The organism is Mesorhizobium sp. M7A.F.Ca.US.011.01.1.1, from assembly GCF_003998295.1.
GTDB lineage: Bacteria > Pseudomonadota > Alphaproteobacteria > Rhizobiales > Rhizobiaceae > Mesorhizobium.
The window spans coordinates 28,030-53,377 of the sequence record NZ_RZRT01000019.1 but is presented as its reverse complement, the minus strand read 5'-3'; the positions used below and the strand labels follow the sequence as shown (position 1 = coordinate 53,377).

Sequence of the window (25,348 nt, the reverse complement as noted above, 5' to 3'; positions counted from 1 at the left end):
GCTGCCTCCACGGTTCGCCGCTCGCCTTTCGCAATTGGTGACGGACAGAGGCTACCCCCGCGCCGCCCAAAGCAAACCCCGCTCCACCATCAGCGCCATTTCCGGCACCGCGAACTCATCCGCCGTGTGGCCAAGGGAACTGTAGAAAACCTTCCCCGCCCCATAGCGCCGTTTCCAGACGACCGGCATGACGACGCCGCCTATCCTCGGAAAATGTGTGTCGCTGAAAGTGGTCGTCGCCAGCACCTCGTTGCTTGGGTCGACATGCATGTAATATTGCTCCGACCTGTAGGCGAAATCGCTGATGCCCGATGTGATCGGATCGTCCGGCCTGGTGATGGCGACGTGATAGTCGATGATATTGCCGGGATGCGCCACCCATTGGCCGCCGGTCATGAACTGATAGTCGGGCTCATTGCGGAAACTGTCGCCCATCGTCCCGTGGAAACCGCCGAGTCCGCTCCCCCCGCGAACCGCATGCATCAGGTTCTGCAGTTCGGTCTTTTCGATCTTTGACATCGTGATGACAGGCACGATGAGATCGAAGGAAGCAAGCTCCGGATCAGCGAACATCGCCGTGCCCTGGCCCAGCGTGACGTCGAAGCCGTTTCGCTCAAGCAAGGTGCGAACGATCTTCGCGCTCTGCTCCGGCGTATGGCCCTCCCAGCCGCCCCAGGCGATCAAGGCCTTCTTTGGCATGGTGTACCTCCCTTGGAGCACTCCGCGTCGATCGATCCGGCGTCAGCGCCAGCCCAGAGCCGGCGCGACATGGGTCAGGATCGCCTCGATGACATGCGCATTGTAGTCGACGCCGAGCTGGTTGGGCACGGTGAGCAGCAGCGTGTCGGCCTCGGCGATCGCCTCGTCCTGCGCCAATTCCTTGATCAGCACATCCGGCTCAGCGGCGTAGCTGCGCCCGAAGATCGCCCTGGTATTCTCTTCGATGAAGCCGATCTGATCGCGGCTCTCATCGCCGCGCCCGAAATAGGCGCGGTCGCGATCGTCGACCAGCGCGAAGATGCTGCGGCTGACCGAGATGCGCGGTTCGCGACTGTGACCGGCAGCCTTCCAGGCTTCGCGATAGATGCGGATCTGCTCGGCCTGCTGGATGTGGAACGGCTTGCCGCTCTCGTCGAATTTGAGCGTCGAGCTCTGCAGGTTCATGCCGAGCTTGGCCGCCCATTCCGACGTGGCGTTGGTGGCCGCGCCCCACCAGATCCGCTCGCGCAAACCCTCCGAATGCGGCTCGAGGCGCAAGAGGCCGGGCGGATTGGGGAACATCGGCCGCGGATTGGGCTGGGCGAACCCCTCGCCCCGCAGCATCTCGAGGAAGACCTCGGCATGATGCCGCGCCATGTCGGCGTCGCTTTTGCCTTCCGGCGGCGCGTAGCCGAAATGGCGCCAGCCGTCGATCACCTGCTCGGGCGAGCCACGGCTGATGCCAAGCTGCAGGCGGCCACCGGCGATGATGTCGGCGGCACCGGCATCTTCCGCCATGTAGAGCGGATTCTCATAGCGCATGTCGATGACCGCGGTGCCAATCTCGATGCGGCTGGTCCTGGCGCCAACGGCGGCCAGCAGCGGGAACGGCGACGCGAGCTGGCGGGCGAAATGATGCACGCGGAAATACGCCCCATCCGCGCCAAGCTGTTCAGCGGCGACGGCGAGGTCGATGGATTGCAAAAGCGCGTCCGATGCCGAGCGCACTTGCGATTGCGACGAGGGCGTCCAGTGCCCGAACGACAGGAAACCGATTTTCTTCATAGCCATGCGATATAAGGATGCGCGTCAGGCTTCAATGCAAAAGAGATTTTTCGACACGCCCGATCGAGGCTCATGCATCGCTATTTTCAAACGCGCCGATGCCTTGCGCGATCAGGTTGGTCGCCATGACCAGCGAGACGATTGCCGCGGAATTGAAGACGACGACCCACCATTTGCCCCCGGTCAGGAAGCCGTAGCCGTCGGCGACGGCCAGTCCCCAGTCGGCCGATGGCGGCTGGATGCCGAGGCCGAGAAAGCTCAGCGTCGCGATCGAAAAGAACGCGTAGCCCAGCCTTGTGACGAGTTCGATGAGGATCGTTTCCCTGATGTTGGGCAAGATCTCCAGGAACATGATGGCGAGCGGGCCTTCGCCGCCAAGCCGCGCGGCGCTGACATAGTCGCGCTGCTTCTGCTCGCGCGCGGCGGCGCGAACGGTGCGTGCCACCAGCGGCGCATAGGCGATGCCGATCACCAGGATGACGGTCAGGTTCGACGGGCCGATCGCCACCAGCGTCATGGTGACGAGAACGATGAACGGAAACGCCATCAGCGTATCGAGCAGCCGTGCGCCGATGGCATCGGTGAGGCCGTCGAAATAGCCGAGCACCAGACCGATGATGCTGCCGGCGGCAACGCCGGCCAGCGTCGCCAGCGGCGCAACCAGCAGGATATCGCGCGACCCGACGATGATGCGGGACAGCACGTCGCGGCCGAGCTGGTCGGTGCCGAACCAGTGCGCGGCATCGGGCGGCGTCAGCATGGCGAGGAAATCCTCGGCATAGGGATCGTATGGAACGAAGAGGTTGCCGAACAGCGCGCAGGCGACCCAGAACAGAAGCAGCAGCGATCCGACCACGACCGAGGGGGCCAGTCCGGAGAAGGCACTGCGGACCCTGCGCACAGCCGGAAAGCCGACCACGGCGCGCCGTGGCGCGGGAAACTCCGCCATATCCGTCATGGCGAGGTCCGGCGGCGTTGCCGCGGATCGAGCAAGGCCAGCACGAGGTCGCCCGCTGCTGCCGACAGCACGAAGATTGCCGCCATCACCAGCACGCCGGCCTCGAGCATCGGGAAATCGCGTGCCTTGGCCGCGTTCAAAACCAGATTGCCAAGCCCCTGGATGCCGAACAGCGCTTCGATCACCACCAGCCCGCCAAGCATGTATCCGGTCTGCGTCGCCAGCACCGCGATGGTCGGCGTCAGCGCATTGCGCAGCACGTGCCGGAAGATGATCTCGCGCCGCTCGAGCCCTTTCAGGACGGCGGTGCGTGTGTAATCGGCGGCCATCGCCTCGATCACCCCTGCCCGCGTCATCCGGGCGATGTAGCCGGCAAGGTTCAGCACCAGCGGCAGCGCCGGCAGGATTAGATAATAGCCGTTCGTCCAGAAGCCGGCACCATCGGGGGCGACGCCCGAGATCGGGAACCAGTTCAGCCACAGGCCAAAGACGATAAGCAGCATCAGCCCAGAGACAAAATCAGGCACAATGCCGAAGGAAACGCCTGCCATCACGATCAGCCGGTCGATCAGGCGGCCGGCATTGAGACCCGCGATGACGCCGGCACCAACGCCCAGCGGAACGAGGAAGAGCAAAATAATCCCGGCAAGGGCCGCGGAACGCTTGAGGCTTTCGAGCACGAACGGCGCCACCGGCCCGCGCATAGACAGCGAGGTGCCGAAGTCACCGGTCACGGCCTTGCTGAACCAGAGCCAGTACTGGACGAGAATCGGCTGGTCGGCGCCCAGCCGCTTGTTCAGTTCCGCCACCGCCTGCGCGTCGGCAAACGGCCCGAGCATGACGCGACCAACATCGCCGGGCAGCACCTGCCCGGCGAAGAACACAAGGATGCTGACCAGCCACAGCGTGAGGACAAGTGTGCCCAGACGCGCTGACAGAATGCGGCCGGTCAGCATGTCGCGATCATGCCTGGACGAAGGAAACGCGGTCGAGCAGCAGATGCGAAATCGCGGTGAAGCGCACGCCCTCGACCTTCGAGCTGACGATCCGGCTGTATTGCGAGAAGTAGCTGATGATCGCCGGCGTCTCGTCGAGCAGCAAGGTCTGGATCTTGCCGGCAACGAGGCGCTGTGCCTGCAGATCACGCGCCTTCGAGTAGTCGAGCAGCAGCGCATCATAGGCCGGGTTGTTGAAATGCGCCGCGTTCCAGGCTCCCGAACTCTTCAACGTCGCGTTGAGGAAGATATCGGGCGTGCCGCGATGGCCGTAGTCGGTGATGCCGAGCACCGAATCCAGCCAGGGCGAGCTGCCGAAGGTCGCCGAGCCGTAGTAGGCGTCCTGCGGCAGGACATTGAGCTTGACGTCGATGCCTGCCTTCTTGGCGAAGTTCTGGATGATCACCGCATAGTCGGGAATGTCGTAGGCGCGCTCGGTGGTCAGCGTCACCTCGAAGCCGTTCGGCACGCCCGCCTCGCCAAGCAGCCGCTTGGCTTCGGTGATGTCCTGCTTGCGCTGCGGCACCGACGGATCGGCCGAGGGGAAGATCGGCGCGAACGGCGTATCGTTGCCGACGATGGCGCGGCCCTTCAGCAGGCCCTTGACCACCTCCTCGCGGTCGATGGTGAGCGCCAGCGCGCGGCGGATGCGCTTGTCGGTGAACGGCGCCTGGTCGGTGCGCAGATGCACCTGGTCATGCGAGCTTGCCTGCACGCTCAGCAGCTTGAAGTTGGGATTGCCCTCGATCGCCAGTTCCAGGCGCGTCGTGCTCGGGATGACGTCGAGCTGACCAGCCTGCAGGGCCAGCACCTGCGCCTGCTCGTCGTCGAAAAACTTGATCTCGACGCGGTCGGGCAATGCCTTGTCGCCCCAGTAATCCTCATTGCGCACAAAGCTGGCGCCCTGCTTGGGGCGGAAGGATTCGAGCTTGAACGGGCCGGTGCCGTTGAAATTCTTCTCGAAATCGCCGGCATAGTCGGCCGGCAGGATGACGGCATTGTAGACGTCGGAGGAGACATAGAAGGGGAAGTTGCTGTTGGGACCGTCGAGATCGAAGGCGACCGTCTCGTCGTCGACCAGCTTGGCGCCGCCCTTGGACAAGATGCCCTTGTAGGCGGACAAGGCCGACGAGCCGCTGGCCGGATCGACCAACCGCTCGAAGCTCGCCACAACGTCTTTGGCGGTGACCGCGCGGCCATCGTGGAATTTCACGCCTGGCCGCAATTTGAAGGTCCAGCGGCTGGCCGTCTCGTTGGCTTCCCAGGACAGAGCGAGCTTCGGCTGCAGCCCGTCCTTCGGATCGTCGAGGATCAGATACTCGCCGACCTGGCTGATCACCCCGATGCTGGCCGGATCGGTGACCGAAACCGGATCGATCGCCTTGGTCGGCTGGCCGAGCCCGACACGGACCGTGCCGCCAGCAGCGGCCGCAGCGCGTGCGCCTCCCAGCCCCTGCGAGGCGGCAAAGCCGGTCAGGCCGAGCAATGCTGCGTATTTCAGGAGATCGCGGCGCTTGAGAAAACCGCCCTGATATTCGTCGACGGCGACATTCCAGATGCCCCCCGACAGGTTGCGAACTGCGTCGATATCTCTGTGTTTGGTCATGTTAAACCCCTGCTCTGAAATGAAGATTGAAAACCTATGCGACGGGTTCGCCGTCGAGATGGATGCGGTCGACGGCCTGCGGATAGAAGGCGATGAGGCCCTTGATCTTGGGCATTTCCTCGATGGGATCCCGGTAGCTCCAAGCGATGTCAGGGCGCACCGAACCATCGCCCAGCAGGCCGGACCAGTAGGAGGCGATGCCCTTGTAGGGACATCGCGTCGTTGTGGCCGACGCCGTCAGCCGCTCCAGCCGGATGTCTTCCGCGGGCAGATAGAAGCGCGTCGGCAGATGCGTCTCGAACAGCAGCACCGGGCGATGGCTGTCGGCGATCGGCTCGCCATCGAACCAGATTTGCACATGGCTCGAGCTTTGCAGCACGTCGATGCGCGCATAGGGATCGCGGGCGTGGACGACGACTTCCTCTTCCTCCTCGAACCATTGGTCGACGGCCTTCCAGGTGAAGGCGATGCGGCCGGCCAGCGGCGCCAGGTTTTCATCCGGCGGCGACACGAACGACCAGGCCGCGTTGGCGCTTCGCCTGTCGCCGCTGTCGATATCCCAATAGGCGGTTTCGCCACCGACCGGATGCGGCTCGCGATGCAGCGAGGGTTTCAGCACCGACGGATCGACCGCCGACGGCGGGATGAAATAGATCGGCAGGAAATGGTTCGAGCGCAGCACCAGCACGTTGCGGCTGTCGGCGATGGTACGGCCGCCGAATTTGACGCGCACGCGCTTGGGGCTGTGCAGGACATTGACGAGCCGCGGCGCGGTTGCTTCGCGCGGCTGCAATCTTGGTGCGACGGTCATGATTGGTCTCCCGGTCAGGACACGGCGCGCGCATTGTCGCGCTGTTCGGCGAAGCGGTTGGCCGGCCGCGCCAGGCCGAAGCGGTCGCGCAGCGTTCCCGGCGCGTATTCGAGGGGGAATACGCCACGGCGCTGGAGCTCCGGCACCACCTGTTCGGCGAAGTTCACCCAGTCCTCGGGCAGCAGCGGGAACATCAGGTTGAAGCCGTCGGCGGCACCCGAAACGAACCAGTCCTGCAACTGGTCCGCGATCTGTACCGGCGTGCCGGCAACCGTCGGCACCGAACCGCTGTTGGCGAGCTTGCGGGCGATCTCGCGCAGGCTGAGATTCTGCTTCGCCCACTGCTTGACCCGGTTGAGCGATGTGCGCCCGCCATTGAACGTGCTTTCGTCCGGCAGCGGCGGCAGCGGCCCGTCCGGCGGGAACAGCGACAGGTCCAGCCCGCTCCAGCTCGACAGAAGGTCGATGCCGACCTGGTCGGGCAGCAAGGTCTGCAGATACTCCTGCTTCTCCCGCCCTTCCGCTTCGGAGGCGGCGACGATCGGCAAGATGCCGGGCAGGATCTTAAAGCTCTCCGGCCGCCTGCCGTGGCGGGCGAGGCGCTCGTTGATATCCTGCCGGTATTTTATGCCGTCTTCCTTGGTGCTGTAGATGGCGAAATGCGCATCGGCCTGGGCGGTGGCGAAGTTCTTGCCGTCCTCGGACGATCCGGCCTGGACGATCAGCGGATGGCCCTGCGGTGGCCGTGAGACGTTGAGCGGCCCGCGCACCTTGAAATGCTTGCCCTTGTGATCGATTGCGTGGACCTTGTCGGGGTCGGCGAAATAGCCCGACGCCTTGTCGATCAGCAGCGCCTCGTCTTCCCAGCTGTCCCACAGCGCCTTGACGATATCGAGGAATTCGGCCGCGCGCTCATAGCGGAACGCATGTTCGATGTTGCCGTCGCGGCCAAAATTGCGCGCCTCCTCGTCCATTGCCGAGGTGACGACGTTCCACGACGCCCTGCCCTTGCTGATATGGTCGAGCGAGGCAAACATGCGCGCCACATTGTAGGGCTCGCTGTAGGAGCTCGACGCCGTGGTGATCAGGCCAATATGCTTGGTCACGCCAGCCAGCGCCGACAGCAGCGTCAGCGGTTCGAGGCGGGCATTGGCATAGTGGGCGACGCCGCTCTTGACCGAATCCCAGATCGACACGTGGTCGGCGACAAAGATGGTGTCGATCCTGGCGCGTTCGGCCGCCTGCACGAGATCACGGTAGAACTCGAAGTCCAGCACCTCGCGGCCCGGCGCCCGCGGATGGCGCCACGACATCCGATGATCGCCCTGCGGGTTGAAGAAGAATGCGCTGAGGATCATGTGGTCTCGAGCCATGCCGGCCTCCTTCCAGATCTGCTCCGGAGACCGTCGCGCTGCCTGCGCAAGCGGCGACAATCTCTGCTGATCCGAGAAAGGTAGATTGCGCTTCGGCTTAATCCGAGTAATTTTATAGAGATAATGCATTGCGAAAGCGGAAGCGATTGCCCTCGATGGCGGCGCTGGAAGAAAGCGGTTTCAAGTCCCCATGTTCTCCTCGGTTCTGAACGTAGACCAGCTCTCCATCGCCTATGACGGGCGCAAAGGATCGCATCCCGCCGTCAGCGGCGTGTCGCTGCACATCGGTGAAGGCGAAGCGCTCGGCCTGGTCGGCGAGTCGGGATCCGGCAAAAGCTCGGTGGCGCTCGCCATATTGCGCTATCTGCCGAAGAACGCCCGCATCGCGGCATCCGCGCTGGAATTCCAGGGCCGCGAAATCCGCGACCTCTCCGCCGAGCAGCTGCGCCAGCTCAGGGGAAATCATATCGCGGCCGTCTACCAGCATCCGGGCGCGGCCCTCAATCCAAGCATGACGATCGGCCGCCAGATCACCGAGACGATCATGCGGCATCGCCCGGTTCGCCTCGACGAGGCGCGCGAGCGTGCCGCCGAACTGCTGGGTCGTGTACGCGTCAGCCATCCGGAGCGTGTGCTGGATCTCTATCCGCACGAATTGTCCGGTGGCATGCAGCAGCGCGCCAACATCGCCATTGCGATTGCGCTCGATCCGTCGCTGCTGGTGCTGGACGAGCCGACGACGGCACTCGACGCCAGCGTCCAGTCCGAGATCATCGCCATCCTGCATGATCTTCGCAAGGATCACAAAACCAGCATCCTGCTGATCAGCCACGACATCCACATGATCCGCCGCTCCTGCGACCGGGTGGCGGTGATGCAGGCGGGAACCGTGGTCGAAAGCGGCGTTGCGGGCGATGTCTTCGACAACCCCTCTCACGCCTACACCAAGGCGCTCATCGCCTCGATCCCGGCGCTCAACTACACCAAGCGGGACGGAAGACTGGCGGAGACGGACGGCATGCCAGCGCACCCCACAGCCCAAGGCGAAGACGCCGGCTTGCCAAAAGAACGCCGGATCGCGATCACCTGCAAAGGCATCAGTCATGCCTTCGGCAGCCAGCCAGTGCTGCACGGCATCGATCTCGACATCGGCCAGGGCGAAACCTTCGGGCTGATCGGCGAGTCCGGTTCCGGCAAGTCGACCCTGGCACGGATCGTTACCGGCCTGCAGACACCCAGCGCCGGATCGGTCGAACTGTTCGGCAGGACGGTCGCACCGCGTGTCGAGAAGAGAAACCCCGCCGAACGCCGCGACGTGCAGATGGTCTTCCAGTCGCCCGATCGCACGCTCAACCCGCGCCAGCGGATCGGCCGCATCCTCGGCCGCCCGCTGCGGCGGCTCGCCGGCCTGCGCAGGAGCGAGGTGAGAGCGCGCGTCAGCGACCTGCTGGCCTCGGTCCGCCTCGCCGGCGCCACGGCCGAGCAGAAATCGCGGTCGCTGTCCGGCGGCCAGCGGCAACGGGCGGCGATCGCGCGCGCCTTTGCCGGCGTGCCGAAGGTCGTCGTGCTCGACGAACCGACCTCCGCGCTCGACGTCTCCGTCCAGGCGACCGTCCTCAACCTGCTCAACGACCTGCAGCGCGACAAGGACACGACCTATCTGTTCATCAGCCACGACCTCAGGGTCGTGCGCTACATGGCCGACACGATCGGCGTGCTCTATCGCGGCCGCCTTGTCGAGACCGGCTCATCCGACCAGATTTTTCGCGGCCCCAACCACCCCTATACGGCCCTGCTTCTGGCCGCGTCCTCCGACGAGGCCGAGCCAAAGACATCCGCTCCCATGGAGATCGAGGCAGCCGGCATCCCAAACACAGGATGCTCCTTCGCCGACCGCTGCCCCCTGGTCCTGCCTGACTGCCGAAAGGCAGAACCATCAGCCATGGAGGTCGCAGCCGGCCACCGGATCGCGTGCTGGCGGCACGGCCAGGCCTTGTAAGCGGATCACCGGCAGTCCGAGGGCCCGCAGCAGCACGGTTCCTCTTCAGGCGCGATGCGATGCCGGGATTGTCGCAGCATTGGAATCCGGCTTGCAAATGCCATCTTTTGAGGCCAGCCTAGACGGATGATGGCACGCCGGTCGCCAAAACATATTCTTGTCATGCTGCTCGCGGTATTCCTGACCGCCGGGTTCAGCCTGTCTGCCGCTCAGGCGAGCGTCATGTCGGCGAAGATGATGATGACGACTGGCAGCGGCATGACCATGCCTGCCGGCACCGGCATGGCAAAGATGGCCGACACAGCCATGAATGGCGATTGCAGCGCGTGCCTCAAGGGCACCGCCGACAGCGGCAAACCGATGCATTGTCCGCCGACCTGCATCGCACCGGTGCTCGCGGTGTTGCCGCTCGAGTTCGCGGCGATGACTTTGACCCGGGCATCGCTGCCGTCGGCACTGCCGACCCCGTTCCTTCATGGGCGAAGTTCCGTACCCGACCCATTCCCTCCCAAATCCACCGATCTCGTCTGACGCCGTTTCAGCCATCCAGCGGCTGATTTCCGGCGTTTGATCGCCGCTGGCGCCTTGCGCCGGCGAGCACACGGCAACTCGACGTCGAGAGGCTCGCCGTCGATCGAGATCGCAAAGGGCTTGAGAGTGAGTATCTATTTCAGTCATTCCATTTCACGCCGCAGGTTTGTCCTCGCGGCGGCGAGCGTTGCCGCGGCCACCCTGGTGCGCCCCGCAACGCCAAGAGCATCCACCGTCGACGAGCGCCGCATCAGGATCGCGCCGGGTCACGCCAGCTTCACCGGCCCTGGCGGTCCGCTCACTCCTGTCTGGGCGTATGACGGGACGGTCCCCGGCCCGATGCTGCGCCTGCGCCAGGGCCGACCCGCTCGCATCACGGTCGAGAACGCATTAGACGAGGAGACCACGGTCCATTGGCATGGCATCCGCCTGCAAAACGCCATGGACGGAGTACCCGGCCTGACGCAGCCGCCGATCAAGCCGGGGACAGATTTCGTCTATGAATTCACGCCGCCCGACGCCGGCACCTTCTGGTACCATCCGCATGCCAACAGCCTCGTGCAGCTCGGCCGCGGGCTCGCCGGCGCCCTTATTGTCGAGGAGGCCGAACCCGTTGCCGTCGACCGCGACCTCCTGTGGTTGCTGCAGGACTGGCGGCTTGCCGACGACGGGCAGATGGCCCCCGGCTTCGGCAGCGCGATGGACGCGGCGATGTCGGGCCGCGTCGGCAACGTCGCCACCATCAACGGCACGGTTCCGGTCGACCAGAGCGTGAAGGCGGGGGAGCGCGTCAGGCTGCGGCTGGCCAATGCCTCGCTCGCCCGCATCATGGCGTTGCGCTTCGAAGGCCACCGCCCGGTCGTCGTGGCGATCGACGGCCAGCCCTGTGATCCGCACGAACCGGAGGACGGCCGTCTTGTTCTGGCGCCTGCCATGCGCATCGATGTCATGATCGACATGCAGGGCGACCCAGGCAAGCGTTACGCGGTGATCGACGACTTTTATGACGGTCTCGCCTATACGCTGACCACGCTTGCCTATGACAGCGCATCGCCGCTGCGAGCCCATCCTCTCGACGCGCCACCTGGCCTGCCGCGCAATCCCTTGCCTGAACCCGACCTTGCCAAGGCCGAACATCAGGAGATCGTCCTGCAAGGCGGCATGATGGGTGGCCGCAAGCTTGCCGGCGTCGGCGGCATGATGAGCATGGCGACACCCGGCATGAATGGTGGCGCGGCCTGGGCGATCAACGGCATGTCGATGACCGGTGACGGCCACGCCGGCATGGCGCCGCAGTTCACCTTGCCGCGCGGCGCAACCTGTCATCTCACCATGCGCAACGAAACCGCCTGGTGGCACCCGATGCACATCCACGGCTTCAGCATGCTGGTGCTTGCGCGCAACGGTTCGCCGGTGCCGCACCGGCAATGGCAGGACACGGTGCTGCTGGCCCCCAAGGATACGATCGAATGCGCCTTCGTCGCCGACAATCCCGGCGACTGGATGCTGCACTGCCATGTCGCCGACCACCAGATGGCCGGCCTCATGACCGTGTTTCGAGTGACCTGATTTTCTCGTCAAGCAACGTCAAGACAACAAGGAGAACTGCAATGAAACTGACTTACTCCCTCGCCGCCTTCGCCGTCGCGATCGCCATGCCGCTGCCGGCTGTCGCGGCGACGATCAACGCGGTGATGTACAAGAACCCGCAATGCAGCTGCTGCGAATCCTATGCTAACTATCTGGAACACAACGGCTTCAAGGTCGACATCAAGCCTGTCAACAACCTGTCCCAGATCAGCAGTGATGCCGGCGTGCCAGCCGACCTCGAAGGCTGCCACACACTGATGGTCGATGGCTATGTCGTCGACGGGCTGGTGCCGGTCGATATCGTCAAGAAACTGCTGACCGAACGGCCCGCCATCACCGGCATCACGCTGGCCGGCATGCCGACCGGCGCCCCCGGCATGGGCGGCGAGAAGGCCGGCCCTTTCATCGTCTACGCCTTCACTAAGGACGGCAAGGCGCCCACCGTCTACGCAACGGATTGAAAGGCAATCGCCATGTCTGCCGATAGGTCCGATTGCCCTGCCCGAACCTGGCTCGCCATGACGTTCCTTTCCTTTGCCGGGTTTCTTGTACTGTTGCTCCTGCTGCTCGCCATAACGGCGAAAATACTTGCTGACAGGTGGTCAAATCCCAAACGGTCGCGCGGACCTGCGGCCCGAATCGAAGGACCGGCAGCCATGCAGATGGTCGCTCTCGCTCTCTTCGGCGCACTGCTCTCGGTGCCTGGACCTGCGACGGCCGGCGAGCCGCCGCAGAATTTTACCGTTCAGGCGACCCCACAGCCGCTTCCGGAGATTCAGTTCCAGGACGGTGATGGGCAACCCAAAACGCTTGCCGATTTTTCCGGCAAGGTCGTGCTGCTCAACATCTGGGCGACGTGGTGCGCTCCCTGCCGCCAGGAAATGCCGACGCTCGACAGGCTGCAGGCCAAACTCGGCGGGCCGGACTTCGAGGTCGTCGCGCTGTCGATGGATCGCGGCGGCCTGGACAAGGTAAAAAAGTTCTTCGCCGAGATCGGTGTCGAGCGTCTCGCCCTCAACATCGACACGTCGGGCAAGGCGATGTTCGCGCTGGGCGCCCCCGGCCTTCCCATGACATTGCTGATCGACAGCCAAGGCAAGGAAATCGGACGACTGATCGGCCCCGCGGAATGGGATTCGCCCGACATGATCGACTTCATCCGCAGCCATTTTTCTGTCCATTGAGAAAGAAACCGCCATGACCATCATAGGATCGACCCCGGCCTCGCAAACTGCATCGAGCCGTGACGCCTTTACCGCTACCCGCCACTATCTTGGCGGCCGGCGCGGCCTGATCGCAGCGGCCGCCGCCGCTGCTGTCGCAGGCCTTGCATTCAACTGGGCCTGGCTAGTCGCCGCCGGCATCGCGCCGCTGCTTCTTAGCGTTTTGCCGTGCGTTGCGATGTGTGCGCTTGGCCTGTGCATGCACCGGATGACCGGTCGATCGTGCAAGACCGATGACGCTTCACAAAAAGCTGTCGACGATCCGAACCCTGCCGATCTGAAAGGCAATGGTTGATGTTCGGCCAGGTCGAATACAAGTCAAGGCACGCTTCGTCGGCTTGGGACGGATGCATGCACTTGCTCGGAAGCCTGATCGCGGTGGCGACGCTGATTGGGGGCCTGGTGCATGGCGCGCAAGCCCACTCGCTCGAAGAACTCGATGCCATGCTCCAGGGGGACGAGAAGTATTTCCAACCGATCGACAGGCCAGCACCAAATTTCACGCTACGCACCGCCGAAGGACGCCTCGTTCGTCCGGCTGATCTGCGCGGCAAAGTCGTGGTCCTGCATTTCATCTACACATCGTGCACGGACGTCTGTCCCCTGCATGCCGAGAAAATTGCCGAGATCCAGAACATGGTGAACGGCACACCGATGAAGGACCAGGTCACCTTTGTCAGCATCACCACAGATCCGACGAGAGACACGCCGGATGTGATGCGAAAGTACGGATCAACGCATGGGCTCGATCTCGCCAATTGGGTGTTCCTGACCACAACCCAGGACCAGCCGGAGGACGCTACCCGCACGCTGGCGGAAGCTCTTGGCCACAAATTTACCAAAACGGACGACGGCATTCAGGCGCACGGCATCGTCACGCATGTGATCGACAAGGAGGGCCGTTGGCGCGCGAATTTCCATGGCCTGGATTTCGCACCGATCAATCTCGTCACCTTCGTCAATGCGCTGACCAATAACGTCGAGCGCCCGCACCACGAACAGCAAGAGGGCTGGCTGGCGAAATTAAAGAACCTTTTCTGAAGCATCATCCGAAGGAAGGAGAACACTATGGCCCATAGTTCAAGGCAATTGCTGAGCAAGGCCGCTGGCAAAACGGCCCGTTTCTTCATGCTGGCCATCGCAACGGCGTGGCTGGCGCTCGGTCCCGGCCTGCATGGCCAGGCAATCGCCGCAGGCGAAATTTCCCAGGACGAATTCGACAAGCGCGTCCACGACTATATCCTCGCGCATCCCGAGGTCATCATGCAGGCGCTACAAAGCCTGGACGCTCGCCAGCGCGAGGCCGACGCTAAAGAGGCAAAGGCCGTTCTGGCGGCCAAAGCCGACGAGGTTTTCCGTGACCCGACCAGTCCGGTCGGCGGCAACGCCCAGGGCAACGTGACCATGACCGAGTTCTTCGATTACAATTGCCCCTATTGCCGCCAGGTGGCTCCGCTCATGGCGCAAGCCACGGCCGACGACCCGCAGCTCCGGATCGTCTACAAGGAATTCCCCATCCTCGGCCCGGATTCCGTCTTTGCGGCCAAGGCGGCGCTCGCCGCCAACAAGCAGGGCAAATACGCGGAATTCCACAAGGCGTTGTTCGCCGTGAAGAGTAGGGTGAATGAGTCGATCGTGCTCAAGGTGGCGGCTGACGTCGGCCTCGACGTACCGCGTCTGAGGACGGACATGCAGCAGCCGGAGATCCTGGAGGCGATAGAGCAAAATGTGAAACTGGCTCAGGCACTGAAGATCAATGGAACGCCGGGCTTCGTCGTCGGCGACCAGATTTTCCCGGGCGCGACCGATCTTGCCACCATGAAGAGCCTGGTCGAGCAAGCCAGGTCCGCCAAATGAGCCTGATATCGCACCCCAGTCGACGAACGGTTCTGGGCGGCATTTTTGGGACCGCCGCGATTATGGGCTTCCTCAGGGATACGGCTTTGACCATCGCCGCGCATAACCCCGGCCTTGTGGACCGTTTCAAAGACCTCAGCCAAAACGGCAACAGCACGTGCTCGGCCAAGTTCACGGAATCGATCGCGACTATGCCGAGCGCCTCGCGGATTAAAGGCTCGTGCTGCAGCCCGATGGATACCGAGACATAGCGATGATCCCGAGCGATCCGTACGATATCCCGGCGGGCGTCGCGCAGAAGATGATGCCTTACTACGATGTGAAACTCACCAGCGCCGAACAGCAGACCTACGACTATGCGATGGCAAATTCCGAGGAGAAAGGTCCGTGCTGCTGCCAATGCTGGCGCTGGAAAGTGTATGGCGGTCTGGCGAAATACCTGATCCACGAGCACGGTTTCATCGGCAAGCAGATCGTCGATGTCTGGGACCTGTCCGACGGCTGCGGCGGCGGCATGTAAAATGTCATGGCGTGCTGACTTGGCGTAACCGGAAGCCCGGAGTTCCTACCGCAGAGCTGGGCTTCGGCGCTTCTTCACATACAAGTACATCCGTTTGTGCTAATATAAATTCGTCATGCACATTCGTTCGTGACGAACATGTGGGAGGATGCAATGAAAACCATAAATCGCAGGTCTGCAATTGCTCTCGGTGTGACGGCCGCCGCGATTACGCCTCTGTTCACCTTGGCGGCATCCGCGAAGGTCAAGAAATACGGCCCGAAGGAAGGCAAGGAGATTGCGCCCGGTGTAAGGGTGGTGGAGGTCGGCACCGGCGACTCCGACATCGCCGCTTACAAGAGCATCGCGATCGTCGATGTGGTGTTTCAGCCCGGCGCACACGCGCCTCAAATGATGATGGACAACGACATGGTATGCACCATCACATCAGGCGCGTTCACCATCAAGAAGGCAGACAAGGAATTCAAGCTCAACACGGGTGACATGTACACCTGCGCCAAGGGCAAGACCGACGAGGCGACGAATACAAGCAAAGAGGTCGGCGTGCATCGTATCGCCGTCCTGATACCTGCGTAGCAGTTGGAGTTCCGGCCGGACAGGCGGCCTGCATGCTGTCCGGCCGTCGTTTGCGTATCGCCGGGTGCTAGCCTCGTCCGGCCAACGCCCTTCAGCAATCCGCAGGATCCCGCCGCTGGTGAAACCGGATCGCAGTCGCATGCTCGCTTTCCGTTCAGGCACAGTGCGATACCGGAATTGGCCCTTGAAGGGTCAAGTCGGACACGCGTAACATCGCGCCATCTGGATTGAGTCTGCTTTATTAGTCCGGGCTAACCTCCGGATTGGTTTGGATATTTCCCTTGAGCACGCAAGCAATCGGCGGCGCGCCGGAGCGCGGCAAATCGTTTGCCCATGTGGCGGAAGCCTCCTGGGGCAAGGGCCTCAGCACCTTGCTCCGCATCGTGCGCATGACACTGCGCCATCCCTGGCAGGTCGCCATCACCATCGTCTCGACCTTCATCGCCGCGACGCTGCAGCTTTTCATCCCCCGCCTGCTGGGACGCGCCATCGACCAGGCGCAGGGCGTCATGGCGGCCGGGGCCGGTACTGCTGCGGAACAGGCGCTGTGGAATACGGCGCTGACGCTGCTCGTCGTCTCGATCCTGCGCGGCCTCTTCACCATGGCACAGAACTACTATGGCGAGGCCGTCGGTCACCGCACCGGCTATGAACTGCGCCTGGCCTTCTATGAGAAGATCCAGCGGCTGAGCTTCGCCTACCACGACAGGGTCCACACCGGCGATCTCATCACGCTCGGCCTGCTCGATCTCGACGGCGTGCGCATGTTCTTTTCCACCGGCATTTTGCGCGTGGTGCTGCTCGGCGTGCTGATCGGCGTCGGCGCCTATCTCCTGATCAGCACCGATCCCGTGCTCGGGTTGCTCAGTCTGAGCTTCGTGCCGTTCGTCGCCTGGCGGTCCTCGGTCACCCAGCTCAAACTGCGCAGCACCTGGCTGACGTTGCAGGAGCGCCTCTCGGTGCTGAGCCGGGTGATGGATGAGAACCTCGGCGGTATCCGTGTCGTGCGCGCTTTCGCAGCGCAGCGGCATGAGCTGGAAAAATTCGATCGCGCCAAGCGCGATGCACTGGACCTCGCCAATGAGCGCGTCGACATCCGCGTCGCCAACACCAGCGTCATGAACTTCTCGTTCCTGGCCGCCATGGGGCTGGTCCTGTGGTTCGGCGGCCAGAAGGTGATCGCAGGCCAGATCAGCGTCGGCACGCTGGCGCAGTTCCTCACCTTCATGACCATCCTGCAGATGCCGGTGCGCCAGCTCGGCCTGATGGTCAATTCCTTCGCCCGCGCCTCGACCTGCGGCACCCGGCTGTTCGAACTGCTCGACGCCGAACTCGATATCGAGGACGCGCCCGGCGCCACGGACCTCGTCATCACCGATGGCGTGCTGCGCTTCGACAATGTCGGCTTTCGCTATGAGAGCGCGGGCGACCGCCCGACGCTGTCGGGCATCTCCTTCGAGGCCAGGTCCGGCGAGACCATCGGCATTGTCGGCCCACCGGGCAGCGGCAAGTCGACCATCGCGCATCTGATCCCGCGCTTCTACGACATCACTTCGGGCACGATCACCATCGACGGCCAGGACATTCGTGAGGTGACGCTGCAATCGCTGCGCAAGGCCGTCCGCGTCGTGCAGCAGGACGCGTTCCTGTTCACCACCTCGATCGAGAACAACATCGCCTATGGCAATCCCTGGGCGCGCGAGACCCGCATCGGGCAGGCAGCCGAGTACGCCCAGCTGCACAATTACATCATGGGCCTCCCGGCCGGTTACACCACGGTTGTCGGCGAGCGCGGCGCGTCGCTTTCCGGTGGCCAGCGGCAGCGCCTGACCATCGCCCGCAGCCTGATGCTGCGGCCATCGGTGCTGGTCTTCGACGATTCGACCGCGGCTATCGACGCCGGCACCGAGCAGCGCATCCGGGCGGCGATGAAGCGCTTCGCCAAGGATCGCGTGACGCTCATCATCTCGCACCGGCTAAGCTCGCTGATGCATGCCGACCAGATCCTGTTCGTCGAAGGCGGCCGGATCGTCGAGCGCGGCACGCATGAGGAACTGCTGGCGCTCGGTGGGCGCTATCGCGCGCTCTACGATTTGCAGCTGCGGCCGGACGACGATCAGCCTGTCGTGGCGGGAGCTGAGTGATGTCGACGCACGCCGACGACAAGGAAGACACCAGCGGGCGGCCGACAAAGGCCGTCGTCGGCTCGCACCGCGACGACGAAGAGGTTTTCGGCAAAGCCTACGACCCGCGCATCGTCAGGCGCATCTGGAGCTTCGTGAAACCGTATCGGAGCCGGATCTTCATCTCGGTCGCCGCGGTGCTGGTATTCACGCTGACGCAATTGGCGATCCCGCTGGTCATCCGCTACGCCATCGACCACGGCATGACGGCAGGCAAGCTCGACCAATCGGTGATGATCGCTGCGATCGGCGCTTTCTCGGCGATCATCCTCATCAATTATGCCGCCTCCTATGTGCAGGAAAGCGTCGTCGGCAAAGTGGCCGAGAAGGTGCTCTCCGACCTGCGCCGCGCCATGTTCAGCCATCTGCAACGGGTCTCGCTGAGCTTCATGGACAAGACCGAGGTCGGGCGGCTGATGTCGCGCCTGCAGGGCGACGTCAATTCAATGCAGGAATTCCTCGAAACTTCGGTCATGTCGGTGGGCGACATCGTGCTGCTGTTCGGCATCGTCAGCGTGCTTTTGTGGCTGGATTTCCGGCTCGGCCTGCTGACGCTGTCGACCATGCCGGTGCTGTTCATCGTGCGCCTGTTCTGGCTGCCGCGCGCCAAAGTCGCCTTCATGGCCGCGCACGAAACCAATTCCATCGCCAACGGTGCGCTGGCGGAAGGCATCCACGGCGTACGCACGGTGCAGAGCCTGGAGCGCCAGCACGTCAATTTCGACCTCTACGACGAGAAGGTGCTGGCCAATCTCAATGCCCATCTGACCTCGGCGAAATACGCGCAGGTGATGGTGCCCATCGTGGACACGCTGACCGGCATCGCCATGGCGACCGTCATCGTCGTCGGCGGTTCGATGGTGCTGTCGCACAGCCTCGACATCGGCGTCATGGTGGCATTCCTGTTCTACATCCAGCGCTTCTTCGACCCGATCCGCTCGCTGACCATGCAATACAGCGTCATGCAGCGCGCCATGGCTTCGGGCCAGCGCATCTCCGAAGTGCTCGACGTGCCGGTCGACGTCAGCGACAGGCACGGTGCCGTGGCGCTGTCGCGCGACATGGACGGTTCGGTCGAGTTCAGGAACGTCACCTTCGGCTATCGGCCGAACCAGCCGGTGCTGAAGAACATCTCGTTCCGCGTCAATCCGGGCGAGACCGTGGCCCTTGTCGGCCCGACCGGATCGGGCAAGTCCAGCTCTATGGCGCTGGTGCACCGCTTCTATGATGTCTGGTCGGGCGAGGTTCTGGTCGGCGGCCATGATGTGCGTGACCTGACCCAGGATTCGCTCGGCGATCAGGTGGCGATGGTGCTGCAGGAGCCGTTCCTGTTCTCCGGCTCGGTGCTGGAAAACATCCGCTACCACAAGACAGCAGCCAGCCGTGAGGAGGTTGTTCGCGCCGCGCAGGCCGTCGGTGCGCACGATTTCATCGAGAACCTGCCAGATGGCTACGATACTGAACTTGAGCAGCGCGGCGGCAATCTCTCGCTCGGCCAGCGCCAGCTGATCAGTTTTGCGCCCGCATTGGTGGCCGACGCCAAGATCCTGGTGCTCGACGAAGCCACGGCCAGCATCGATTCCTACACCGAGATGCTGATCCAGAAGGCGCTGATCACGCTGCTGGAAGGCCGCACCGGGCTGGTCATCGCCCACCGTCTTGCTACCATCCGCGGCGCCGACCGCATCATCGTGCTGCAGAACGGCGAGATTGTCGAAAGCGGCAACCACGACCAATTGATGGGCCGAAAAGGCCTCTACGCCCGCCTCTACAACATGAACTACGCCTCGTTCGACGATATTTCCGAAGGCGAGCTGGAACTGGACGCGGCGGTCGGCAAAGCGACGTGATTGGGCCTACTGATGACCACAGGCGCCTACGCCATTTCGGGGCGTTTTGAACCTTCGCGGATGGCCTTGTGCACGCCGCGCTGCAGATCCATGAATGCAGGGCTTTCCATCACCTCTTCGCGGCGCGGGCGCTCGATATCGACATTGAAGGTCTGCGTGATGCGTCCCGGGGCGATGCCCATGACGACGATGCGGTCCGACAGATAGACGGCCTCCTCCACATCATGGGTGACAAACAGGACGGTCAACCTGTGTTCCTCCCAGATCTGGGTGAGCAGTTCCTGCATCTGATGCCGGGTCAAGGCATCGAGCGCGCCGAAGGGCTCGTCCATCAACAGCATCTTGGGCCGGTAGGAAAGCGCGCGCGCAATGGCGACGCGCTGTTTCATGCCGCCCGAGAGCTCAGCCGGATAGCGGTCGGCGCTATCAGCCAGCTTGACGAGTTCGAGATGCTCCAGCGCGATCCTGCGGCAGGTCGGGCGATCATAACCGGCGGCCTTGAGGGCAAACTCGATGTTCTGCCGCGCCGTCAGCCAGGGAAGCAGCGTGTAAGACTGGAAGACGACGCCACGGTCGAGACCCGGCTGCAGGATCGGCGCGCCATCGATGCTGAGATCGCCGGCGTCGAAGTCCTGCAACCCGGCCACGATCGACAGCAGCGTGCTCTTGCCGCAGCCCGACGTACCGACCAGGGACACAAACTCGTTGTCGGCAAGATCGAGGTTGATATCGCGCAGCACTTCCGTACGCCGCTCGCCGGTGCCGAAGCTCTTGTGCAGACCGGCGATCCGCAATTTGGGGGGGCTCATCGGCTGGACCTCATTGCGAGCGGCCCTCTTGCTTGAACAGCACCTTTTCCAGCGCCTTCATCACCTGGTCGGTGATGAGGCCGAGCAGGCCAAGCAGCAGGATGTAGCCGATGATGGTGTTTGTCTGGAAATAGCGCTGCGACACGGTGATGCGATAGCCGAGCCCCGAAGTCGCGGCGACAAGTTCGGCCAGCACCAGCCAGGTCCATGCCCAGCCCAGGCTGATGCGCAGCGTATCCCAGATACCCGGCAAGGCACTGGGCACGACGATGCGCGTCAGGATCTTGCGATCCGGCAGGCCGAGCGTGCGCCCAAGGCCGATGAAATCGGCTGGAACCCGTTTCACATTGTCCATGATCATCAGCACCTGCTGGAAGAAGGTGCCGATGAAGATGATCAGGAATTTCTGCGAATCGCCGGTGCCGGCCCAAAGGATGGAGAGCGGCACGAAAGCGACGACCGGCATGTAGCGGATGAAATCCACCAGCGGCTCGATGGCCGCTTCCCAGGAACGGAAACTGCCGATCAGCACGCCGATCGGTATCGACAGGGCCGAGGCGATGAGGAAGCCGATGGAGATACGGTACATCGAGGCTTTGAGGTCCAGCCACAACGTGCCGTCGGCAGCGAGCTTGGCGATCTGCGCCGCGACGCTGCCCGGCGAAGGCAGGAAGATCGGCTTTACCAACCCCAGTCCGGTCGCCGCCCACCAAGCAAGGCCCAGCCCGACGAACACGGCCACCGCGATGATCAGAAAGCGCGACCTGGCGATGGGCACGCCGATCCCGGAGGACCGGCGGCGCCTCGCCTGTTTCGCGATCGGTCCTGGCGCCGGTCGCTCCCCGGGCATCTGTGTCACCACCGCGATCCGGCCTTGATCATTCCGCCGCCTTGACGAAGGACGGGTCGATCATCTGCTCCGGCGTCACATCAGCCTGCAGCAGCTTGGCGTTCTTGGCGGCGGCTTCGACATCGGCGAAGGTCTTGGTGGTGAAGTCGCCTGTCAGCGCCGTCTTGTTTTCGGCGAGTGAGTAGTAGCGCACGCCGTCAAAGGCGGTGCTGAGGTCCTTGACGTCCGAACCGACGGCCTTGGCGATGATGGCGCGCCCACCGGGCGTGTCGGCATTGTAGTCCTTGAGCGCCGCGTCCCAGCTCTTGATCATGGCCAGCACCTGGCCGGGCCGCGACTTGATCACCTCGTCACGCACCACCAGCACGTCGCTGATCAGGCCGGGATCCTCGCCGGCGGTGAACAGAAGCTTGAGGTCCTTGTTCTGCGCCATGGCGACGGTGAGGTACGGTTCATAAGTCACCGCGACCGGCACCTGGCCGGCGATCAAGGCGCTGCCGGCATCGGACGCCGGCATCGGGACCGGCTTCACATCGTCGATCGACATGCCGTTCCTGGCGAGCGCGTATTTGAGCAGGATGTCGCTCGTCGTGCCTTCCTCGAAGGCGACCTGCTTGCCCTTGAGGTCCGCGATGGAGGTGACGTCCTTGCCGGCGATGATGGCGTCGGCGGTCATGGAGACGTCGAGCAGCAGCACGATCTTCACCGGCAGGCCGGCCGCAACCATGCCCATCGCCGTGTGGGTGGCGATGTTGGCGGCGTCGAGCTGGCCGCTTGCAAGTGCTGCATTGATGTCCTTGTCCTCGGCGAAGTTGACGATCTGGACGTCGCTCAGCCCGTTTGTCTTGAACAGACCCTTGGCCTCGGCGACATGCCACTGGCCATAGCCGAGCCAAGGCTCGATGCCGATCTTGAACGCTCCTGCCTCGGGCGTGGTGGGAATGGCCGCATCGGCCGCGTAGGCTGCCGGGGCGGCGGCGAGCCCGATGGCGGCGGCCATCACAAGCGCGCGAAATTGTCCTGTTAGGTTACGCATCATCTTTGTTCCCCTTGATGATCAGACCGCTTTTTCTAACTGAGGTAGCCGGTCTGGTGAGACTGCGGGTTTCTGCTCTTGCGGCACTGTGCCTCGGCGTCTTACCTGCCACTTCATGGTGAAGTGCGAGGATATTTCAGCGTCAGCGGGAGCGGATGTCAAGGCTAAAATACATACATGCATATACAAGTTGGAAAGACTCAATTTTCCACCTTGGCCGGATCGATCCGGTCGAGGAAACCTGTCACCCGATCGGCTCCGGCAACGGGTTCGCTGCCGACCATGACCGCGACTGAAAAGGCAATGAGGGAAGAGAGCGGCGTGTGGCTGCGCGCGCCGGCGCGCAGGTTCATAACCAGCGTCGGCGACAGGAAAAGACCGGCCCGCAGCACCGCGCGCCAATCGGCCGGCAGCATGCCGCGCCGTTTGAGCTCCAGCAGCAATGGCCGCCACAGCGCTGTCGCCTTGACCTCCAGCAGGTCGCGGCGGACGAGGCTCAGGTCCCAGTCCGTGTCGACATGGAGCAGGTTTCCGTCCAGCCGCGCCTGGGCGCGAAAAGCCTCTGTCGCGGTCGCCGGATCATAGAGCCAGAACGGGTGGGCGAAGATATTGTGGAACGTCGCCTTCACCTCCGCCAGCAGTGTCGGGATGTGCGAGCCGGCAAAGGCGGGATCGAAGAAGGACAGCTCCGCCCTCCCCGCCTTCGCCGTGTACCAGACATTGGCGTTGTGGGCGTCGCCATGCGCGACCACGCCGCCGGCATCGGCAAGCCGGTCCGGCCGTAAGCGCACAGCCGCGGCATCGAAAAGCTCACCGATGCTGTCGGTGTACTGCTGGTCGTTGATGACGAATTTCAGCCGGGAAAACCGATCCCAATCCAGCTCGGCACCGGGAAAGACGAACGGCTTGCCGACATAGAAATCGGCCAGCCTTCCGCCTGGTGACAAGCGTGTCTCGGCATCGATCAGCCGCTCATGAAACAGCCTGTGGATCGGCTCCGCCGCCACGTCCTCGACAGTGACGGGATGCAGCGTCTCGAGATAGACCTTGAGCAGCCTGGCCGACAGGTCGTGCTCGGCAAGAACGGCTTCTCGCCGCTTGCCGGCATCGTCCTGCCCATCCAGCGCGAACAGCACATCCGAAAATCTCGGATCCGTGCGGCGGCGATAGACAAGGATCTGCTCGCCCGGCTGGGCCGACATATGCACGGGCTGGTCGACCGGCAGGCCAGCGCGCGACAGAATCTCGGCGCGGTAATACTCGCCCGTCATCGCCTCTTCCCGCTCCTCCTGATGGAACTTGAAGAAGTACGCGTTGCCGTCGTCCTCGAAGAAGCCGTTCAGCGAATTGAGGCTGTATTTGTCGAAGTTGATGCGGACATTGCGGGGGCGCATCGCGAACAGGTCGCCCAGCAATGCCGCCAGCGCGCTTTGTGCTTCGGCAACATCATGCTGCGCGAGTGCCCGGATGCGCGCCGTGCGACTCGGTGTCTGCGTCATCTGTTGTCCTTTTTGGCCCGTCCATTCGAGAGCGAAAGCGTTCTCGTCAGCACATGTATATGCATTGACAACGAAACCGCTCCGACTTGCATTCGACCTGCTTCCGTTAGCTGCTTTTTGAAGGTGAATAGCGGCTGCCGAGCGAGTAGCGGCTGCCGGCATAAGTCAGCTTGCTGATCGTCGCCACCACCGCGCCTGTCCATGTCCGGCGGTGCAGGAAAAGGCAGCAGGCGCCGACATCGATGCCCAGATGCCGCGCCGTCTCGGCATCCGCGGGGATGGCGGAAATGATATGCTCGACCTCGGTCACCGGGGTTTTCTGCATGAGGTAGTCATAGGTCGCCGTCTTCGAAAAATCCTGCTTGTCATAGTCGGGGATGAGGCTCGGATTGACGAAACGCTCTTCCAGTTGCACCGGCAGATCGTTCTCGAAATTGACGACGACGGAATGATAGATCGACACACGCTTTGGAAACTCGAACGACAGCGCCAGCTCCTTTGTTGGCATCATGGTTTCGAGGACGAGGACTTCGGAGCGATGCGTGTTGCCGCGCTCGACGATCTCGGCCGCGATGTTGTTGATCTCGATCAGCGTCGATTGCGGCCGCGGTGGCGCGATGAAAGTTCCCACACCTTGCAGACGGATCAGGAACCCGGCCGAGGTCAACTCTCTGAGCGCCCGGTGAACCGTCATCCGCGACACGCCGAGTGAAGCCACCAACTCATTCTCGGACGGCAGCTTGCGATCCTTGCCCCACCGGCCCGTTCCGATGTTGGCCAGGATGTAGTCCTTCACCTTCTCGTAGAGAGGGCTGGCCGTGTCAGGCAAAGTGATCATTTCCAAAGTCCTTTCCGGCGATTCATCGGAAATCACGACTGCTCGACAGGTTGCCGCATGCGGATGATTGTTTTCAAGCCGTCGCTGTGTCCCGCCAACAGCCGCTCATAGGCAGCCGGAATGTCATCCAGGCCAATCTCCTGGTCGATCAGCGCCAACAGCGGTTCGCTGAGCTCACCCAGCATCCGCACGGCCTCGGGCAGCTCATCGGCAAAGGCGTGGCATCCCAGCAACCCGATTTCGCGTTCGACCAGCGTATTGGGATCAATGTCGAGGCGGCCGTGAAAGATGCCCACCATGGCGATCGTGCCGCCGGGATCGAGAACGCCGAGCAATTGATTGAGTGCCGCGATGCTGCCGGTCGCTTCGATGGCTGCGAGCAGCGGGGCATTGGCGGTTGCGGCGGCAACGGCATCCCGGTTCAGATCGACGATCGTGGCACCCGTCACCCGCGCCACCCGGGCGCGGCGGCTCTGGTTC

26 protein-coding genes are annotated in these 25,348 nt (G+C 63.2%); 13 read left to right on the top strand and 13 right to left on the bottom strand.

The annotated features are described in order from the left end of the window. Positions 1 to 51: 51 nt before the first annotated feature. From EOA13_RS18765 to EOA13_RS18735, 7 genes are all read right to left on the bottom strand, one after another. Positions 52 to 699, bottom strand: a complete 648-nt coding sequence (locus tag EOA13_RS18765) for a ThuA domain-containing protein (protein ID WP_127294825.1) — start codon at positions 697 to 699, stop codon at positions 52 to 54. Between the two features lie 42 nt (positions 700 to 741). After that, positions 742 to 1,764 (bottom strand): LLM class flavin-dependent oxidoreductase, encoded by a 1,023-nt coding sequence (locus tag EOA13_RS18760; protein ID WP_164780166.1) that lies wholly within the window; start codon positions 1,762 to 1,764, stop codon positions 742 to 744. A gap of 70 nt (positions 1,765 to 1,834) precedes the next feature. Continuing rightward, entirely contained in the window at positions 1,835 to 2,722 is an 888-nt protein-coding gene (locus tag EOA13_RS18755; RefSeq protein WP_127294821.1) for an ABC transporter permease, read from the bottom strand. Then, entirely contained in the window at positions 2,719 to 3,678 is a 960-nt protein-coding gene (locus EOA13_RS18750; protein WP_127294819.1) for an ABC transporter permease, read from the bottom strand. Before EOA13_RS18750 ends, EOA13_RS18755 begins: the two co-directional genes overlap by 4 nt. Before the next feature lie 7 nt (positions 3,679 to 3,685). Next, complete coding sequence (locus EOA13_RS18745) at positions 3,686 to 5,323, bottom strand: ABC transporter substrate-binding protein (RefSeq protein ID WP_127294817.1); 1,638 nt, start codon at positions 5,321 to 5,323, stop codon at positions 3,686 to 3,688. A gap of 34 nt (positions 5,324 to 5,357) precedes the next feature. After that, complete coding sequence (locus EOA13_RS18740; RefSeq protein WP_127294815.1) at positions 5,358 to 6,134, bottom strand: DUF427 domain-containing protein; 777 nt, start codon at positions 6,132 to 6,134, stop codon at positions 5,358 to 5,360. Positions 6,135 to 6,148: 14 nt separating this feature from the next. After that, positions 6,149 to 7,507: an LLM class flavin-dependent oxidoreductase gene (locus EOA13_RS18735; protein WP_127294813.1), complete on the bottom strand. Its 1,359-nt coding sequence runs from the start codon at positions 7,505 to 7,507 to the stop codon at positions 6,149 to 6,151. A 190-nt stretch (positions 7,508 to 7,697) separates the two neighbouring features. Between EOA13_RS18735 and EOA13_RS18730 the strand changes: the two genes are divergently transcribed. From EOA13_RS18730 to EOA13_RS18675, 13 genes are all read left to right on the top strand, one after another. Next, on the top strand, positions 7,698 to 9,506 hold the full coding sequence (locus EOA13_RS18730; RefSeq protein ID WP_127294811.1) for an ABC transporter ATP-binding protein: 1,809 nt from the start codon (positions 7,698 to 7,700) through the stop codon (positions 9,504 to 9,506). Between the two features lie 162 nt (positions 9,507 to 9,668). Continuing rightward, positions 9,669 to 10,037 carry a hypothetical protein gene (locus EOA13_RS18725; protein ID WP_245490423.1) on the top strand — a complete coding sequence of 123 codons (369 nt, stop codon included), beginning with the start codon at positions 9,669 to 9,671 and terminating at the stop codon, positions 10,035 to 10,037. A gap of 126 nt (positions 10,038 to 10,163) precedes the next feature. Further along, on the top strand, positions 10,164 to 11,606 hold the full coding sequence (locus EOA13_RS18720; RefSeq protein WP_127294809.1) for a multicopper oxidase family protein: 1,443 nt from the start codon (positions 10,164 to 10,166) through the stop codon (positions 11,604 to 11,606). A gap of 41 nt (positions 11,607 to 11,647) precedes the next feature. Beyond that, a complete protein-coding gene (locus EOA13_RS18715; protein ID WP_127294807.1) occupies positions 11,648 to 12,088 on the top strand; it encodes a DUF411 domain-containing protein in 441 nt (146 codons plus the stop codon). Positions 12,089 to 12,283: 195 nt separating this feature from the next. Continuing rightward, the gene (locus EOA13_RS18710) at positions 12,284 to 12,811 is read left to right on the top strand and encodes a TlpA disulfide reductase family protein (RefSeq protein WP_127294805.1); all 528 of its coding nucleotides are present in this window, start codon (positions 12,284 to 12,286) and stop codon (positions 12,809 to 12,811) included. Positions 12,812 to 12,824: 13 nt separating this feature from the next. Next, the gene (locus EOA13_RS38795) at positions 12,825 to 13,145 is read left to right on the top strand and encodes a hypothetical protein (RefSeq protein WP_245490422.1); all 321 of its coding nucleotides are present in this window, start codon (positions 12,825 to 12,827) and stop codon (positions 13,143 to 13,145) included. A 56-nt stretch (positions 13,146 to 13,201) separates the two neighbouring features. Beyond that, a complete protein-coding gene (locus EOA13_RS18700; protein ID WP_127294938.1) occupies positions 13,202 to 13,891 on the top strand; it encodes an SCO family protein in 690 nt (229 codons plus the stop codon). A gap of 27 nt (positions 13,892 to 13,918) precedes the next feature. Further along, entirely contained in the window at positions 13,919 to 14,707 is a 789-nt protein-coding gene (locus tag EOA13_RS18695; protein ID WP_127294803.1) for a DsbA family protein, read from the top strand. After that, positions 14,704 to 14,958, top strand: coding sequence for a hypothetical protein (locus EOA13_RS38350; protein WP_206535294.1), 255 nt, complete (start codon positions 14,704 to 14,706; stop codon positions 14,956 to 14,958). Before EOA13_RS18695 ends, EOA13_RS38350 begins: the two co-directional genes overlap by 4 nt. 2 nt (positions 14,959 to 14,960) lie before the next feature. Then, the gene (locus EOA13_RS18690; RefSeq protein WP_206535293.1) at positions 14,961 to 15,227 is read left to right on the top strand and encodes a hypothetical protein; all 267 of its coding nucleotides are present in this window, start codon (positions 14,961 to 14,963) and stop codon (positions 15,225 to 15,227) included. Positions 15,228 to 15,380: 153 nt separating this feature from the next. Beyond that, positions 15,381 to 15,803 (top strand): hypothetical protein, encoded by a 423-nt coding sequence (locus tag EOA13_RS18685; protein WP_127294801.1) that lies wholly within the window; start codon positions 15,381 to 15,383, stop codon positions 15,801 to 15,803. 281 nt (positions 15,804 to 16,084) lie between these two features. Next, positions 16,085 to 17,947, top strand: a complete 1,863-nt coding sequence (locus EOA13_RS18680) for an ABC transporter ATP-binding protein (RefSeq protein ID WP_127294799.1) — start codon at positions 16,085 to 16,087, stop codon at positions 17,945 to 17,947. Further along, the gene (locus EOA13_RS18675; RefSeq protein ID WP_127294797.1) at positions 17,947 to 19,836 is read left to right on the top strand and encodes an ABC transporter ATP-binding protein; all 1,890 of its coding nucleotides are present in this window, start codon (positions 17,947 to 17,949) and stop codon (positions 19,834 to 19,836) included. Before EOA13_RS18680 ends, EOA13_RS18675 begins: the two co-directional genes overlap by 1 nt. Before the next feature lie 26 nt (positions 19,837 to 19,862). Here the strand turns inward: EOA13_RS18675 and EOA13_RS18670 are convergent, their stop codons facing one another. The 6 genes from EOA13_RS18670 to EOA13_RS38790 all read right to left on the bottom strand — a co-directional run. Then, positions 19,863 to 20,645 (bottom strand): ABC transporter ATP-binding protein, encoded by a 783-nt coding sequence (locus EOA13_RS18670; protein WP_127294795.1) that lies wholly within the window; start codon positions 20,643 to 20,645, stop codon positions 19,863 to 19,865. A 10-nt stretch (positions 20,646 to 20,655) separates the two neighbouring features. Then, entirely contained in the window at positions 20,656 to 21,423 is a 768-nt protein-coding gene (locus tag EOA13_RS18665; protein WP_206535292.1) for an ABC transporter permease, read from the bottom strand. 100 nt (positions 21,424 to 21,523) lie between these two features. Further along, positions 21,524 to 22,531: an ABC transporter substrate-binding protein gene (locus EOA13_RS18660; protein WP_127294934.1), complete on the bottom strand. Its 1,008-nt coding sequence runs from the start codon at positions 22,529 to 22,531 to the stop codon at positions 21,524 to 21,526. Positions 22,532 to 22,731: 200 nt separating this feature from the next. Next, positions 22,732 to 24,030 carry a hypothetical protein gene (locus EOA13_RS18655; RefSeq protein WP_127294793.1) on the bottom strand — a complete coding sequence of 433 codons (1,299 nt, stop codon included), beginning with the start codon at positions 24,028 to 24,030 and terminating at the stop codon, positions 22,732 to 22,734. Between the two features lie 106 nt (positions 24,031 to 24,136). Further along, positions 24,137 to 24,868, bottom strand: a complete 732-nt coding sequence (gene hutC / locus EOA13_RS18650; protein WP_127294791.1) for a histidine utilization repressor — start codon at positions 24,866 to 24,868, stop codon at positions 24,137 to 24,139. A 32-nt stretch (positions 24,869 to 24,900) separates the two neighbouring features. Next, positions 24,901 to 25,348 (bottom strand): zinc-binding dehydrogenase (locus EOA13_RS38790; protein ID WP_245490421.1); only part of this gene is annotated, 448 nt, incomplete at its 5' end.

What these genes read in the sequence shown, in the direction of transcription:
- EOA13_RS18765 (WP_127294825.1), bottom strand. Translation starts at nt 699, where the DNA reads ATGCCAAAGAAGGCCTTGATCGCCTGGGGCGGCTGGGAGGGCCATACG.
- EOA13_RS18760 (WP_164780166.1), bottom strand. Translation starts at nt 1,764, where the DNA reads ATGAAGAAAATCGGTTTCCTGTCGTTCGGGCACTGGACGCCCTCGTCG.
- EOA13_RS18755 (WP_127294821.1), bottom strand. Translation starts at nt 2,722, where the DNA reads ATGACGGATATGGCGGAGTTTCCCGCGCCACGGCGCGCCGTGGTCGGC.
- EOA13_RS18750 (WP_127294819.1), bottom strand. Translation starts at nt 3,678, where the DNA reads ATGCTGACCGGCCGCATTCTGTCAGCGCGTCTGGGCACACTTGTCCTC.
- EOA13_RS18745 (WP_127294817.1), bottom strand. Translation starts at nt 5,323, where the DNA reads ATGACCAAACACAGAGATATCGACGCAGTTCGCAACCTGTCGGGGGGC.
- EOA13_RS18740 (WP_127294815.1), bottom strand. Translation starts at nt 6,134, where the DNA reads ATGACCGTCGCACCAAGATTGCAGCCGCGCGAAGCAACCGCGCCGCGG.
- EOA13_RS18735 (WP_127294813.1), bottom strand. Translation starts at nt 7,507, where the DNA reads ATGGCTCGAGACCACATGATCCTCAGCGCATTCTTCTTCAACCCGCAG.
- EOA13_RS18730 (WP_127294811.1), top strand. Translation starts at nt 7,698, where the DNA reads ATGTTCTCCTCGGTTCTGAACGTAGACCAGCTCTCCATCGCCTATGAC.
- EOA13_RS18725 (WP_245490423.1), top strand. Translation starts at nt 9,669, where the DNA reads ATGCTGCTCGCGGTATTCCTGACCGCCGGGTTCAGCCTGTCTGCCGCT.
- EOA13_RS18715 (WP_127294807.1), top strand. Translation starts at nt 11,648, where the DNA reads ATGAAACTGACTTACTCCCTCGCCGCCTTCGCCGTCGCGATCGCCATG.
- EOA13_RS18710 (WP_127294805.1), top strand. Translation starts at nt 12,284, where the DNA reads ATGCAGATGGTCGCTCTCGCTCTCTTCGGCGCACTGCTCTCGGTGCCT.
- EOA13_RS38795 (WP_245490422.1), top strand. Translation starts at nt 12,825, where the DNA reads ATGACCATCATAGGATCGACCCCGGCCTCGCAAACTGCATCGAGCCGT.
- EOA13_RS18700 (WP_127294938.1), top strand. Translation starts at nt 13,202, where the DNA reads ATGCACTTGCTCGGAAGCCTGATCGCGGTGGCGACGCTGATTGGGGGC.
- EOA13_RS18695 (WP_127294803.1), top strand. Translation starts at nt 13,919, where the DNA reads ATGGCCCATAGTTCAAGGCAATTGCTGAGCAAGGCCGCTGGCAAAACG.
- EOA13_RS38350 (WP_206535294.1), top strand. Translation starts at nt 14,704, where the DNA reads ATGAGCCTGATATCGCACCCCAGTCGACGAACGGTTCTGGGCGGCATT.
- EOA13_RS18690 (WP_206535293.1), top strand. Translation starts at nt 14,961, where the DNA reads ATGATCCCGAGCGATCCGTACGATATCCCGGCGGGCGTCGCGCAGAAG.
- EOA13_RS18685 (WP_127294801.1), top strand. Translation starts at nt 15,381, where the DNA reads ATGAAAACCATAAATCGCAGGTCTGCAATTGCTCTCGGTGTGACGGCC.
- EOA13_RS18675 (WP_127294797.1), top strand. Translation starts at nt 17,947, where the DNA reads ATGTCGACGCACGCCGACGACAAGGAAGACACCAGCGGGCGGCCGACA.
- EOA13_RS18670 (WP_127294795.1), bottom strand. Translation starts at nt 20,645, where the DNA reads ATGAGCCCCCCCAAATTGCGGATCGCCGGTCTGCACAAGAGCTTCGGC.
- EOA13_RS18660 (WP_127294934.1), bottom strand. Translation starts at nt 22,531, where the DNA reads ATGCGTAACCTAACAGGACAATTTCGCGCGCTTGTGATGGCCGCCGCC.
- EOA13_RS18655 (WP_127294793.1), bottom strand. Translation starts at nt 24,030, where the DNA reads ATGACGCAGACACCGAGTCGCACGGCGCGCATCCGGGCACTCGCGCAG.
- hutC (WP_127294791.1), bottom strand. Translation starts at nt 24,868, where the DNA reads ATGATCACTTTGCCTGACACGGCCAGCCCTCTCTACGAGAAGGTGAAG.